Raw genomic sequence first — 14,215 nt, 5'->3', positions numbered from 1 at the left:
AAACTCAACATTGTATAAGTAATCAGTGATTTAGAAGAGATAGCGACAGGGAGTTCCTTGAAAAAAATATTTCTAGTCTTTACCGTATTAATGATGACAACCGCCTGCTCTATTAAGCAAAGGGTTGACCCTGTTCAGGTTGGGCGCTCCGATGAAGTGTGTATTCAAAAAAATCCAGATGTACGTCAAGGTTTCCTCGCCGAAGTTGAGAAAGTGCTGACAGAGAAACAGATAAAATATCGTGTTTTAGAGCAGTTAGATGCTGCACAGCAATGTGAGTGGACTGCAACCTACACCGCTAACTGGGCTTGGGATTTGGCCTTATACATGGTGTATGCCGAAATCAAAGTTTTCCATCAGGGACGTCTTGATGGGGAAGCAATATATGATGCACGTAGGGGCGGGGCCAATATGAATAAGTTTATTGATGCGGAGCCCAAAATTAGGGAACTCATCGAAGAGTTGATAAAGCAAAAGCAAGCTTCATTGCTTTGGTCTCCGTTACAGCAAGTTGCCATTTAATTTTCGCAAGGCTCCCAGTGGGGAGCCTTTTTGTTTGTATAGCAATGAATCATGGGTTCTTTGCGCTGTATCACAACTCGACTTGATATATTAACCTATTGTCTTTTATCTTATTTCAAGGATTGAGAGGATAAATGATGAAAAGGTTATTGCCTGTATTGCTCGCGGTTTGGGCGCCGTCCGTGTTTGCTCATGAGATCATTGGCGGGGCAGGCTTTATGACGGGATTCAATCACCCCGTACTCGGATTTGATCATCTGTTGGCCATGTTGAGTGTGGGTTTGTTGAGTACTCAGCTTGGGGGACGGGCGATTTGGACTGTGCCTTTAGCCTTTATGGCCTTCATGTTGTTTGGTGGGATATTGGGGCTCTATGGTGTTGCGCTGCCCTTTGTGGAGTTAGGCATTGCATTGTCTGTATTGCTACTGGGCTTGGCTATTGCTTTAGGCAGGCAGATTCCTCTGCTGCTCGCCATGGGGTTTGTTGGTCTGTTTGCTATCTTTCATGGTCATGCCCACGGCGCCGAGATGCCAGCGCTGACCAGTCCGGTGCTTTATGCCTTAGGTTTCCTCAGCGGCACCGCCGTTATCCACCTGCTGGGCGTGTCGCTTGGCTTCATCATGCAGCAACTCAGCCGTAAACTGCCCCTGCTGCGTCTTAGTGGCGGCGCCATCGCTTTAATTGGTGGCTATCTGATAGTGGGCATCTAAAGCGCTTTGTTGAAGTACTCCGGTAATGGAGCACCTCATCATTCGGCGATTAAATGGCCAATGCCTTAGGGAAGAGAATGTTGTTTTCGACGTGTATGTGCTGGTGCAGATCGGCGACAAACTCTTCCAGGGTGGCGTAACAGATACGCCAGGTGGTGCAGGCATGTGCTGGCGGCGTAAAGTCGTTGGTGAGGGTTCTTAGGCGCTCAATAATTTCACTCGCTTGGTCATGCTCATGTTCCATGGCGTTGATCGGATTACCGATATGACCGAAGCAACCGTTGACCTGTTCACCATTTGCCATAGCGCGAATGGCTGGAAAGAGGATCTGCTCCTCTTTCATCAGATGGGGCATAAGATCTTCGATCAGTGCGCGTATCCAACCTGCGAAAGGTTTAATTTCGTCATAATGCTCGCCATGGGCACGCACCATCTTCTGGCTATATTCAATTAATAGTGGTGCTTTTTCTCTGACAAAACTGTGATGGGTCGCTTCGATGTAGTCGAGCAGTTCTGATAAAGGTAACTGATCTAAACCTTGCTGCTTCTCACCTTCGATTCCGAGTGCCATTAATGCTTCAATGAGTTGCGCTTCATCGACGTCAAAGCGCTTAATTGCGCGCTCTAGAGATATCCCGCCCCCACAGCAAAAATCGATACCAAACTGGCTGAACAGATGTGCACTGCGAAAATCATTTGCAACAATTTCGCCAACGCGAGAGGCAAGTAGGTGTTCTTTAGTTTGAGGCATGTGGTGCTCCGATATTTGCATGAGTTTAAGTGACTGCTTAAAGCTGCATGTTATTTACGTATTTTGTTCGCCTCAATAATTACCTGAGTAAAATGCTCGGGTAATCACACTTTTCTCCATAAAATATCTCAATCTAGGTAGAGTCAAATGTTGCGCTTAGCGTGTGCGGTCTGAACCGCCACGACTTAACTTAGTGCTGATACCTATCTTGTATCGCATGGGGCACCAGCGCAGTGAGAGTAAGCACACTCGTCATAGGCAAGTGAGCGATGCTAGAGGTTAGGCACTGAAAATGCTAGCTTAAAGCTTGATAAAGAAAAGCCCTACAATGTAGGGCTTTTCTATGAGTCTTAGTAAGGGTTAACGTTATGGCTAAAGCTTACTGAGATTGACTCATGATCCAGTGGCTTAATAGACGCACGCCATGGCCGGTGCCGCCAGCGGGCGTAATGCCTTCATCTTTGGCTGCGAGTGCGCTACCCGCAATATCAAGGTGTGCCCATTTGGTCTCGCCGCTAAATTGTTTTAAGAACACAGCCGCAGTGGTCGCGTCGGGGCCGCCATAGCCCGCATTTTTGAGATCGGCAATCGGGCTCTTTAACAGATCTTCATAGGCCAAAGGCAATCGCCATAGCTTTTCATCAACGGCGCTTCCTGAGAAGGTTAACTCATCGACTAAAGTGTCATCGTCACTAAATACCGCGGTATAACGTTTCCCTAATGCCCTTACTTTTGAGCCTGTTAAGGTGGCAATATCTACCATCACTTTAGGTTGGTAGTGTTTTCGCGCGTACCACATGCCGTCCGCAAGGATGAGTCGTCCTTCGGCATCTGTGTTGAGCACTTCTACACTGAGTCCTTCAGCCGTCATCAGTACATCACCCGGGGCAAAAGCGGTATCTGAAACCATGTTTGCCGCCATAGGCATCACGCCGACCACATTGGCTTTCGCTTTTTGCAGCGCCATCGCCTTAATCGTGCCGAGTACCGCTGCTGCGCCTGCCATGTCAGATTTCATGCGAGATATGGAGTCGCCGGTCGCTTTGATGTTGTAGCCGCCAGAATCGAAGGTGATGCCTTTGCCGACTAATGCGATAGGCGCATCGCTATTACCCTGCCAATGGGCAATGACTAAGCGCGATCCCGCTTGTGAGCCTCGACCAACTGCATGGAGTGCACCCATGCCTAATTTTTCAATTTGCTTGGCATCTAAGATGGTGATCTTGACCCCTAATTTTTTGAGTTCTTTTGCAGCGTTGGCAAAATCGACTGGCGTCATAGCACTTGGCACCTCAGAGGTGAGGTCACGTGCTAGAAACACCCCTTTTTCAATGGCGGCGAGTTGCTGGTATCTATCAGTCGCTGCGCTAGGGTTGGCAACGCTTACCGTGTAATGCTTTTCGGCAGGCTTTTTCTCGGTGAGATATTTATCGAACTGATAAGCTCGTAGGTTAATTCCGTGAGCCAGCTCGGCGGCGAAATTGGCGTTGCTCATGCCATTGCTTATGCCTGTTGTCAGTAGGTGGATATTCTCATTATCAGTGCTGCGCAAGTGAGCGGTGATCTCTGCGCCGAGTTTATTGATGTCACTAGGCTGCTTTGCTTCACCAACACCAACCACAAGTAAGCGTTTAGCCTTAATACCGTGTGGCGATAAAATTTCAACGAGTTGTTTTGCCTCGCCGGTAAAACCTTGCAGTGCTAATGCATTGGCAATCTGTTGCTTAGACAGATCATTAAGCTGTGCGAGTTGAGGGGAGGTGTGTTCACCCGCTTGAAAAGCGACTAAGGTGTCGACTGTTTCAGGCTGATGGTCGATAAACTGAAAGGTTTCAGCATTTGCAGCCCCAATATTGAGTAGGCTAAGGCATAGTACAGACGGTAAAAGAGTTTTTTTAGTTAGCATAATTGTCTCTATGTGGGAGGTGTTTCATTTTTTTAGTAATTATTGCGAGTGATTTTCATATGCCTTGGGTGGGATAACTTGTCGCCTGCCTTGTAACAAGTGAGCTAAATATCCCTAGCATGCATCACAAGGTTTGCTAGTGTACAAAATGAAAATTAGCCGAAGCTGAAGAGGTGCCAAGTGCCAGGATATGTGCGGACGGTAGCGCTGGGATGGGGGAAGCTAGAAAGCAAAACGGGCTTCCCATTGCTGAGAAACCCGTTTTAATACAACATGCTAAAACGTTAGTTTTAGTTCATGCCATATTTTTTCAATTTCTTGCGCAGGGTACCACGGTTGATACCTAGCATGTTGGCTGCGCGAGTTTGGTTGCCACGGGTGTGCTGCATGATGATATCTAGTAGAGGTGCTTCAACTTCACATAACACCATTTCGTAAACTTCTTCGGCTTCCTGGCCGTCCATTTGAGCGAAAAAGTTAGTTACGGCGCGCTTAACAGCGTCACGCAGTAACTGAGGCTTGATAGTGCCGTTAGCGGTTTCGATTTTGCCTACGGTAAGCTGATGAGCTTCTGGTTGAGTTGTCTGATCAAACATTCGTATTCTGCTCTTTATTAATTCTTTACTAATTCATCAAAATAACGCTCCAACATGGAACGTTGTTCTTCAACAGTTTCCAGCCGATTGAAGTCGGCTCTGAAAGGTTTCTGCGCTTCTTGGTCCAGATACCATCCAACATGCTTTCTGGCGATACGTAACCCTTTGTACTCGCCGTACAATGCATATAAGTTTTTGAGGTGTTCCAGCATCACCTGACGCTTTTCGTCCACTTCAATGGGCGCTAGCTTTTTACCTGTTTCCAAGTAATGTTGGATCTCTCTGAATAGCCAAGGTCGTCCTTGAGCACCTCTTCCTATCATCACGGCATCTGCACCTGTATGTTCCAGCACGAAGCGTGCCTTCTCTGGGGTACAGATATCGCCATTTGCCACAACAGGAATAGAGACATTCTGTTTTATCGCGCGAATCGTGTCGTACTCGGCTTCGCCTTTGTACATGCACTGTCTCGTACGGCCATGGACCGCGAGTGAGGCAATGCCACAATCTTGTGCAATTTGGGCTATCTGAACGCCATTTCTGTGTTCAGGCGCCCAACCTGTGCGAATCTTCAGGGTCACAGGCACATCCACAGCGGCAACAACAGCCTGTAAAATCGCTTTTACTTGCTCTGGTTGCTGCAGTAGTGCTGAACCTGCCAGCTTCTTATTCACTTTCTTTGCAGGACATCCCATGTTGATATCGATGATCTGCGCGCCCTGTTGTACGTTAACAACGGCGGCATGGGCCATCATATCGGGGTCGGCACCTGCAATTTGTACTGAGCGAATCCCATCTTCACCAGCGTGTGCCATGCGCTGTCGGCTCTTGTCGGTATCCCAAACCTCGGGATTAGACGAAAGCATCTCTGATACGGCTAAGGCGGCGCCATAGCGTAGGCAGAGATTTCGGAAGGGTTGGTCTGTGACTCCTGCCATGGGAGCCACGATCAGCTGATTCTTCAGTTGATAGGGTCCAATTTGCATTTATCATCACACCTTGCGCTTCAAAGGGGCGCTATAGTACGCCTTTTTCAAGCCTGTGAAAAGGTCAATAAATGACCTGAGAGCAACTTTTTTACTTGACTTTTGTAAGCTGAGAAGTCTGTGGCGGCCTTGCGGCCGCTGGCTTTTACCGCTATTTACGTGTGCCTGTCAAGCGGCTCCAATCCTCTTTGTGAACTGGTGCGTCCATGTCAAACCACTGGGCATAATGCTGGCTGATCTCGTCGGCTTGCTCCTTGAGCAGACCCGAGAGTGCCAGTAAGCCACCTGGCTGTACCTTTTCGGCAATCAGAGGTGCCAGTTCGCGCAGCGGACCTGCGAGTATGTTGGCTACTAATACTTCGGCCTTGAGGTCGGCTGGCTGATCTTCGGGTAGATAGAGTGCCAGCTTATCGGCGACCTGGTTGCGTTCGGCATTAGCCTTAGAGGCTTCGATAGCCTGATAGTCGATATCAATACCGGTGACTTTTGAGGCCCCCAGTTTAAGCGCAGCGACGGCGAGAATGCCTGAACCGCAACCGAAATCGATCGCTTCTTTGCCTTCAAGATCGAGTCCATCTAGCCATTCTAAACACAGCGCCGTAGTTGGGTGTGTGCCGGTGCCGAAGGCGAGGCCTGGGTCTAACATTACGTTGACGGCTTGTGGGTCTGGGACTTCTCGCCAGCTTGGGCAGATCCATAGGCGACGGCCAAATTGAATAGGGTGAAAGTTGTCCATCCACTCTCTTTCCCAATCCTTGTCTTCGACCTGCTCTATCTTATGGCTAAAGTCTGCACCTAAATAAGGCTGTAGCTTGAGCATCTCAACCACGGGCGCCAGATCATAATCTGCCTCAAACAGAGCGGTGATCACTGTGTGGCTCCACAACGGGGTTTCACCTAGGTTAGGCTCGTAGATTGGGGTGTCCTTACCATCTTCATAGGTGATCGACAGTGAGCCCAGCTCCATCAGCATGTCGCTGAGTTGCTCGGCGTGTTGGTTATCTGTGTCTATCTTTAACTGGATCCAGGCCATGGGATCTTCTCTCTAAGGTCAATATAAGTTCAATAATGGCCTTATTGTAAACCAAGCATTGTACAAAGACCGAGGAATCTGCACTTAAACTAACAAACTGGGATTTAGCGACTAAATTCAATCGGTTAATCTGACGGTTTTTGTATTGATTGTATTGTTTGAAATAACTGTTTAAATCATTGATTAATATTGGCTAATTGGTTTTACCTTTGTTTTGTCTTGGGTGATTGTTTGTGATCGGTATCAAATGTTTTGCTATGCCTGGGTGAGTTGTCTCACGCTTTTTAGGCTTATTGGTAGGCAGCTCAATTCTTGTTGGTATGGTGTAGATCCCGACACTAGGCGCAGAAAGATCATGAAGGTTAAAAGCTTGCAATATCACCACACTCATTACGCTGCTTTGGGCAGTCCCTGGTCAGCTAAGGCCGATAAAATACAGAGTGCCACCGGCATTTTGCTGGGTTGTTTTTTATTGGCGCATTTGCATTTTGAGTCGAGCATTCTCTTTGGTAAAGAGACCTTCTATCACGTAGTGCAATTTCTCGAAGGTGGCATGTTTAGTAGCACAGGTCACGGCATGCCTATCGTCACTAAGGTGTTCTCCATCTTTATCATGCTGGTGGTGATGTTGCATGCGGCGGTGGCATTACGTCGCTTCCCGGCACAACTCGGCCAATGGCGAGCGCTGCGCAATCATATGCAGGGGATCAAACATAAAGACAGCCATGCCTGGTTCTGGCAGTTGGTGACCGGGTTTATTCTGTTTTTCCTGGCGCCGGTGCATATTTTTACCATGATCACCAATCCAGAGATTGGTCCGCATCTGTCGGCGGAGCGTGTTTATCATGCTAATGCCTGGCTACTTTATGCGTTGTTGTTACCAGCAGTAGTGATCCACGCCATGATAGGCCTGTACCGCGTAGCGGTGAAATGGGGACTCGTTCGTCAGCGTAAGGGGTTAAGAAAGGCGGTTAAAGTATTGATTGTTTACCTGATGACCCTAGGTATATTGAGTCTGGTTTCTTATATCATGATAGGTCAATCACTGACCTTGCCAGTTACACCATTTGTGCCATAACTGTGTAAGCCCTAGGTAGATTAGCAATTTATAAAATATCGGATTGTGTTTTGATCTATCTCACGGTTTTTGTTGGGTTTGTGAGCGACATTAAGGCTAGCGTTTGTCTATTTAGTAAGTCACGCCCCTTTCCCACTATTCACAGGAGTGCCTATGTCGCTGACAAAGAAAAATAATAATGTAAGCGGTTGGCTCGATATGAGTCAGAGTGTTACCGGTGTCATCTTAGCCCTGTTTCTATGGACGCATCTGATTTTAGTGTCATCTATTCTGCTTGGTGCCGATGCCATGACTTTTGTGGCCCGTACCATGGAGTTGAGTTTCCTAAGTGCTGACGGTCATGGCTATCCCTGGGTGGTGTCGGTCATTGCCATCATAGTGGCGCTATTGGCTCTGCTTCATGTGTTGGTCGCCATACATAAGATGCCGCTGAACTTGCAGCAACAAAGGGCACTCAGAAAGCAGATGAGCGTGATCCACCATGACGATACCAAGTTATGGGTATGGCAGGCGATCACAGGTGTGGGCATTTTTTTGTTGTTGCCTGTGCATTTATGGTTAATTGGTAGTGCGCCTGAAACCATAGGCCCTGTGGGTAGTGCCGATCGCATCTGGAATCAAGGGGTGTGGATGGTCTATCTGCCTCTGCTCTTGTGTGTCGAATTGCATGCCGCCATTGGCATCTATCGCGTGGCCATTAAATGGGGGGCTAGACGAGCCATCGACGCCCGCGCCCGAATTAGAAAAATAAAAACCATAGTGAGTGTGGTGTTTGTGGTAATTGGTTTGGCCTCTTTGCTGGCCTTCCTGCCCTACGCCAGTTAATCGATTTGAAAGTAATGTGATCTCTCATCCCTCGTAAGGAGCAAGTGTGAAACTGATATATACCGATTCTCTAGTCGTTGGTGCCGGGTTGGCCGGACTAAGGGTCGCCATCGCGTCGAAAGAGCGCGGCTTGGATACCCTGGTACTATCGCTGATCCCCGCCAAGCGTTCGCATTCGGCCGCGGCCCAGGGAGGCATGCAGGCCAGTCTGGGGAATACCGTTAAAGGCATGGGAGATGATGAGGACGTACATTTCCAAGATACGGTAAAGGGATCGGACTGGGGCTGTGATCAGGAAGTGGCGCGCATGTTTGCACACTGCGCCCCTAAAGCGGTGCGTGAGCTGGCCAACTGGGGCGTGCCCTGGACACGTGTCACCAAGGGGCCTCGTCAGGTGGTTGTTAATGCCGAGAAGGTCACCATCGAAGAGGCAGAAGAGGCTCATGGTCTGATCAACGCCCGTGATTTTGGCGGCACCAAGAAGTGGCGCACCTGTTATACCGCAGACGGCACCGGCCACTCGCTGCTCTACGCCGTCGACAACAAGGCGATCTCTCTCGATATCCCGGTACATGAAAGGGTTGAGGCGCTGGCACTGATCCACGATGGCAAGCGTTGTCATGGAGTCGTGGCCAGATGTTTGATCACAGGTGAACTGCGTGCCTATGTTGCTAAGTCGACCACTATTGCTACCGGCGGTTATGGCCGTATTTATGAGGTCTCCACCAACGCGATCATCTGCGAAGGAATAGGGCAGGCGTTGGCGCTGGAAACTGGCGTGGCGACACTGGGGAATATGGAAGCGGTGCAGTTTCACCCAACGGCGATTGTGCCTGTGGGGATTCTGACTACCGAAGGTTGCCGTGGTGACGGCGGCTTGCTCAGAGACAAAGATGGCCACCGTTTCATGCCAGACTATGAGCCGGAGAAGAAGGAATTGGCCTCGCGTGATGTGGTGTCTCGCCGCATGACTGAGCATATGCGTAAAGGTAAAGGGGTCGATAGCCCTTATGGTCCACACCTATGGCTGGATATTACCCTGCTTGGTCGCAAACACGTGGAAACTAACCTGCGTGAAGTCAAAGAGATCTGCGAGAACTTCTTAGGCATAGATCCAGCGAAAGATTGGATCCCCGTGCGTCCGACCCAGCACTACTCTATGGGCGGTATTCGTACCGATGCCAAGGGGCAGAGCCCGCAGCTAAAGGGTCTGTTTAGCGTAGGCGAAGCGGCCTGTTGGGATATGCACGGTTTTAACCGTCTGGGGGGCAACTCGCTGGCGGAAACAGTTGTTGGCGGCATGATTATTGGTAAGTATGTGGCCGACTTCTGTGAAGAGAATACGCTTGAGATAGATACCTCACTTGCTGAGCGTTTCGTGGCTCAGGTGCGTGATGAAATCGATGGCCTGGTCGAGGGGCAGGGCACTGAATCTGCATTTGAGATCAAGCGTGAGATGCAGCGTATTATGATGGATTATGTGGGGATCTTCCGCAATGGCCCTGAGCTGACAAAGGCGGTTGAAGAGTTAGAGGCGCTGCTTATTCGCTCGCGCAACCTTGGCCTTAAGTGTAAGAAGCGTCATGCCAATCCAGAGCTGGTGGAAGCCCTTAGGGTTAAGCGCATGCTGAAGGTAGCGTTAACCGTTGCCTGTGGCGCCGAGGCCCGCACCGAGAGTCGTGGTGCCCATGCCCGTGAGGATTATCCTCAGCGTAACGATAAAGAGTGGCTTAACCGCACGCTCTCCTCCTGGCCAAGCGTTGATGCGACGCGGCCAAAGCTGGATTATGAGCAGCTGGATGTGATGAAGATGGAGCTGCCACCTGGCTATCGCGGTTATGGCATCAATAACGCGATTGCGCATCCCGATACCGAGAAGCGTGAAAAAGAGATCGTCGAGATCCTCAGTAGCCTGGGTGATAACGCCGATCGCTATGAGCGTCAGCACGCCTTGATGCCATTTGAAGTACCAGAATCCCTTAGAGAGAAGAATGAGCGTTTGCATGATAAGCCGCTCGGAACTAGCAAGCAGCTTGGAGAAGAAAGCAAATGAGTCAGGGCCGTACACTAACTTTTAATATCTTTCGTTATGACCCTCAGGTGCCAGACGATAAGCCCAAGATGGTCAAGTATCAGCTGGAAGAGGCGCCGGGCATGACAGTCTTTATTGCGCTGAATATGTTGCGGGAGCAGCAAGACCCCTCTTTGCAGTTCGATTTCGTTTGCCGCGCCGGGATCTGCGGCAGCTGCGCCATGGTGATTAATGGTTATCCGACCTTGGCCTGCCGTACGCTGACCAGTAAATATCCTAAGGGTGAGATCACTTTAATGCCCCTGCCTGGCTTCGAGCTGATCGGCGACCTGTCGGTCAATACCGGTAAGTTTATGCGCGAGCTGGCGGAGCGTCTCAAGCTTTGGCTGCATCCGAGAAGCGACGAGGTGGATATTCATCGTATCGAGGCGCCTATGGCGCCAGAAGAGGCCGCTAAACTTTATGAGTTGGAGCGCTGTGTCGAATGTGGCGTGTGTGTGTCGGCCTGTGCCACTAAGCAGATGCGCGACACCTTTGTCGGTGCTGTGGGTATGATGAAGATTGCCCGTTTCGAGCTCGACAGCCGTGACGCCCGTAGCGTAGAAGATTTCTACCATGTGATTGGTAATCAGGATGGGGTGTTTGGTTGTATGACGCTGCTGGGCTGTCAGGACAACTGCCCTAAAGATCTGCCACATATGCAGCAGATTGCCTATCTCAGACGCAAGATGGCGACCGCGCTAGTATAAGTACGATAGTGCTAAGCCATTTGTGCCAACCTCTGTTAAAAAGCCTGCTAAGCAGGCTTTTTTATTGCCATTTACTTACTTTTATCAAAAATATTTTGATAAAAGTAAGGTTTTTGACCAGTCTATGCTTAATTGGGGACACAGACAGAGAACGCCTGAGACGGCGGGAATGTGGCGATGCAAGTTAATGATCTATTGTTATTTGTGCGAGTTGCCGACTGTGGCAGTTTGACCGCGGCAGCGGTGGAGTTGGAGATCTCTGCGGCGGTGGCCAGTGCTGGGCTGAAACGGTTGGAGAAGGAGCTAGATACAGTGCTTTTTATTCGTAGCACCCGAAGCCTGCGGCTGACGGATGCGGGTGAGCGCTACCTTAGTTATTGTCGCCGTGCGCTGGAGGATCTTAGGTTAGGGGAGCAAGCCCTTGCTTCTGCCAAGTCGCAGATCGCCGGCAAGCTTAGCATAGCGCTTCCTTCTGATGCCGGGCGTAACTTTATCTTGCCCTGGCTGGACAGCTTGATGGATGAATACCCCAGGTTACAGCTAAGGCTGCATCTCGCAGACAGTCTGACTAACTTTTATCATGACAAGATAGATGTGGCGCTGCGTAGCGGTACGCCCAAAGATTCGAGCCTGGTCGCCTTTAAAATCTGTGCTGCAGAGCGTATCTTATGTGCCTCGCCTGAGTATCTTAAGGCCCATGGTCGCCCAGAGAGCCTTAGGGATCTGGAACATCATAACTGCTTGTTCTTTATGTTAGATGAACGAACCCATGATCAATGGTGTTTCTATAAGGATGGAGAGACTCATAAGGTGCAGGTATCGGGTAACCGGACTTGTAACGATGCCGAGGTGGCACGTAAATGGGCGTTGGCGGGTAAGGGGATCGTCTATAAGTCCTCGCTGGATCTGGCTGAGGATTTGGCCGCGGGGGCCTTGGTGCCGCTAATGAGACAATATAGTGGCGAGAGTGCCGACCTGTATCTGGTGTGCCCTGGCCGGCAACATGTGACGCCTGTAGTGCTGGCCCTGCGAGATGACTTGCGGCGCCGCTGTCAGCAAAGGCTCAAGACTTTTGGGGCAGCGCTATAAAAAAAGCCGCATTAAGCGGCTTTTTTTATTCTGAATATGTCTTTATGACTTCGCGCGTTTCATCGCGGTAAAGAACTCTTCATTGGTCTTGGTCATGGCTAGTTTGTCGATGAGGAATTCCATGCCGCTGACTTCATCCATAGGGTTGAGGATCTTACGCAGGATCCACATCTTCTGTAGCTCTTCCGGTGTGGTCAGCTTCTCTTCGCGACGTGTACCTGAGCGGTTGAAGTCGATGGCCGGGAAGACACGCTTTTCGGCGGCCTTACGAGACAGGTGAAGTTCCTGGTTACCCGTACCCTTAAACTCTTCGTAGATCACTTCATCCATCTTAGAGCCTGTATCAACCAGTGCGGTGGCGATAATGGTTAAGCTGCCGCCGTGCTCGATGTTACGTGCTGCGCCGAAGAAGCGCTTAGGACGATGTAGGGCGTTAGCATCCACACCACCGGTAAGAACCTTACCAGATGAAGGGATCACTGTGTTGTAGGCACGAGCCAGACGGGTAATAGAGTCCAGCAGGATCACCACATCTTTCTTGTGTTCAACCAGACGCTTGGCCTTCTCGATCACCATTTCGGCAACCTGTACGTGACGGCTTGCAGGCTCGTCGAAGGTTGAGGCAACAACTTCACCTTTCACCAGACGCTGCATCTCGGTCACTTCTTCAGGACGTTCGTCGATTAGCAACACCATGAGCACAACTTCTGGGTTGTTGTAGGTGATGCTTTGAGCAATGTTTTGTAGCAGCAGGGTCTTACCGGCCTTTGGTGGCGCGACGATTAGGCCACGCTGTCCCTTACCTATAGGTGAACAGAGGTCGAGAATACGGGCGGTAATATCTTCGGTTGAACCGTTACCACGTTCCATACGGATACGTTCTTCTGCATGAAGTGGGGTTAAGTTTTCGAAGAGGATTTTGCTGCGGGAGTTTTCGGGTTTGTCGAAGTTAACTTCGTTGACTTTCAGTAGTGCGAAATATCGCTCGCCTTCTTTAGGGGGACGGATTTTACCGAAAATGGTATCACCGGTGCGCATGTTGAAGCGGCGAATCTGACTCGGTGAAACATAAATATCATCTGGTCCCGCTAGGTAAGAACCGTCTGCACTTCGCAGGAAACCAAAACCGTCTTGCAGGATTTCTAATACCCCGCCACCGAAAATATCTTCACCGCTTTTGGCGTGGGCTTTAAGGATTGCGAAAATAATGTCCTGTTTGCGGGCTCGGGCCATGTTATCGATTTTCATTTCCTGAGCCAGGATGACCAGGTCCGAAATCGACTTCTCTTTTAATTCTGATAAATTCATTGTGGTGGGTCTTGTATATTGCGAGACAAAGCTATCTATAGACTAATAGCAATTAAAGTTGTTTGGATATTAATCGAAATAGCGAGGTGTGGTTAATGAGAAAGTTTCTGGTTATTAAAGTAGCACTATCGAAGCGAGGCGTCTAGAAATTTAGCGACCCTCGACACAATTACTTGGTTAAGCTGTGTCGAGAATCACTTTCTATGACAAAAATGTCATAGTGGTCGAGGCATTATAGTTGTGCGTCGAGGAACTCTTTTAGTTGAGTCTTAGAAAGCGCGCCCACTTTAGTGTCGGCTAGCTCACCGTTTTTGAAGATAAGTAGTGTTGGGATACCACGTACACCGTATTTAGCCGGTGAAGCGTTGTTTTGATCCACGTTTAGCTTAGCGATAGTTACCTTGCCTGCGTACTCGTCTGCAACGTCATCTAGGATTGGCGCAATCATTTTACAAGGGCCACACCATTCAGCCCAGAAATCAACAAGGACTGGGAGGTCTGATTTTAAAACGTCGTTTTCAAAGCTGTCGTCGCTTAAGGTAATAATTTTATCGCTCATGATGTTCTCCAGTTAGGTTGCCATTGCTGGTTTGTTAATGGCTTAAGCTGTATATTGGGTCTGAAATTCGC

At 49.4% G+C, this 14,215-nt stretch carries 14 protein-coding genes; 7 read left to right on the top strand and 7 right to left on the bottom strand.

Features of this window, described 5'->3' with window-relative positions; translation table 11 throughout:
• Nucleotides 1-57 precede the first annotated feature (57 nt).
• The gene (locus NY07_RS09510) at nucleotides 58-522 is read left to right on the top strand and encodes an Sbal_3080 family lipoprotein (RefSeq protein ID WP_033539109.1); all 465 of its coding nucleotides are present in this window, start codon (nucleotides 58-60) and stop codon (nucleotides 520-522) included.
• A gap of 137 nt (nucleotides 523-659) precedes the next feature.
• Complete coding sequence (locus NY07_RS09505) at nucleotides 660-1,232, top strand: HupE/UreJ family protein (protein ID WP_033539133.1); 573 nt, start codon at nucleotides 660-662, stop codon at nucleotides 1,230-1,232.
• Between the two features lie 49 nt (nucleotides 1,233-1,281).
• Here the strand turns inward: NY07_RS09505 and ric are convergent, their stop codons facing one another.
• From ric to prmA, 5 genes are all read right to left on the bottom strand, one after another.
• Nucleotides 1,282-2,004, bottom strand: a complete 723-nt coding sequence (ric, locus tag NY07_RS09500) for an iron-sulfur cluster repair di-iron protein (protein WP_033539108.1) — start codon at nucleotides 2,002-2,004, stop codon at nucleotides 1,282-1,284.
• Between the two features lie 358 nt (nucleotides 2,005-2,362).
• Nucleotides 2,363-3,889 carry a leucyl aminopeptidase gene (locus tag NY07_RS09495; protein WP_033539107.1) on the bottom strand — a complete coding sequence of 509 codons (1,527 nt, stop codon included), beginning with the start codon at nucleotides 3,887-3,889 and terminating at the stop codon, nucleotides 2,363-2,365.
• Nucleotides 3,890-4,179: 290 nt separating this feature from the next.
• Nucleotides 4,180-4,485, bottom strand: coding sequence for a DNA-binding transcriptional regulator Fis (gene fis / locus NY07_RS09490; RefSeq protein ID WP_011864135.1), 306 nt, complete (start codon nucleotides 4,483-4,485; stop codon nucleotides 4,180-4,182).
• 17 nt (nucleotides 4,486-4,502) lie between these two features.
• Nucleotides 4,503-5,471, bottom strand: a complete 969-nt coding sequence (gene dusB / locus NY07_RS09485) for a tRNA dihydrouridine synthase DusB (RefSeq protein WP_033539106.1) — start codon at nucleotides 5,469-5,471, stop codon at nucleotides 4,503-4,505.
• Nucleotides 5,472-5,622: 151 nt separating this feature from the next.
• The gene (gene prmA, locus NY07_RS09480) at nucleotides 5,623-6,504 is read right to left on the bottom strand and encodes a 50S ribosomal protein L11 methyltransferase (protein ID WP_033539105.1); all 882 of its coding nucleotides are present in this window, start codon (nucleotides 6,502-6,504) and stop codon (nucleotides 5,623-5,625) included.
• A gap of 355 nt (nucleotides 6,505-6,859) precedes the next feature.
• On the opposite strand from prmA, the gene NY07_RS09475 reads away from it, so the two are divergent.
• From NY07_RS09475 to NY07_RS09455, 5 genes are all read left to right on the top strand, one after another.
• On the top strand, nucleotides 6,860-7,582 hold the full coding sequence (locus tag NY07_RS09475; RefSeq protein WP_033539104.1) for a fumarate reductase cytochrome b subunit: 723 nt from the start codon (nucleotides 6,860-6,862) through the stop codon (nucleotides 7,580-7,582).
• Nucleotides 7,583-7,735: 153 nt separating this feature from the next.
• The gene (locus tag NY07_RS09470) at nucleotides 7,736-8,407 is read left to right on the top strand and encodes a fumarate reductase cytochrome b subunit (protein ID WP_033539103.1); all 672 of its coding nucleotides are present in this window, start codon (nucleotides 7,736-7,738) and stop codon (nucleotides 8,405-8,407) included.
• 46 nt (nucleotides 8,408-8,453) lie between these two features.
• Nucleotides 8,454-10,460 carry a fumarate reductase flavoprotein subunit gene (locus NY07_RS09465; RefSeq protein ID WP_033539102.1) on the top strand — a complete coding sequence of 669 codons (2,007 nt, stop codon included), beginning with the start codon at nucleotides 8,454-8,456 and terminating at the stop codon, nucleotides 10,458-10,460.
• A complete protein-coding gene (locus NY07_RS09460) occupies nucleotides 10,457-11,188 on the top strand; it encodes a fumarate reductase iron-sulfur subunit (protein ID WP_033539101.1) in 732 nt (243 codons plus the stop codon). Before NY07_RS09465 ends, NY07_RS09460 begins: the two co-directional genes overlap by 4 nt.
• A gap of 177 nt (nucleotides 11,189-11,365) precedes the next feature.
• Nucleotides 11,366-12,277, top strand: coding sequence for a LysR family transcriptional regulator (locus NY07_RS09455; protein WP_033539100.1), 912 nt, complete (start codon nucleotides 11,366-11,368; stop codon nucleotides 12,275-12,277).
• 42 nt (nucleotides 12,278-12,319) lie between these two features.
• On the opposite strand, the gene rho is transcribed toward NY07_RS09455, so the two are convergent.
• Together rho and trxA are read right to left on the bottom strand one after the other, a co-directional pair.
• Entirely contained in the window at nucleotides 12,320-13,585 is a 1,266-nt protein-coding gene (gene rho / locus NY07_RS09450) for a transcription termination factor Rho (RefSeq protein WP_033539099.1), read from the bottom strand.
• A 232-nt stretch (nucleotides 13,586-13,817) separates the two neighbouring features.
• Nucleotides 13,818-14,144 carry a thioredoxin TrxA gene (trxA, locus tag NY07_RS09445; protein WP_033539098.1) on the bottom strand — a complete coding sequence of 109 codons (327 nt, stop codon included), beginning with the start codon at nucleotides 14,142-14,144 and terminating at the stop codon, nucleotides 13,818-13,820.
• Nucleotides 14,145-14,215: the final 71 nt, after the last annotated feature.

The organism is Shewanella sp. ECSMB14101, from assembly GCF_000773485.1.
GTDB classification, from domain to species: Bacteria; Pseudomonadota; Gammaproteobacteria; order Enterobacterales; family Shewanellaceae; genus Shewanella; species Shewanella marisflavi.
The sequence above is the reverse complement of the archived record's forward strand: the minus strand, read 5'-3'. Positions and strand labels throughout refer to the sequence as shown.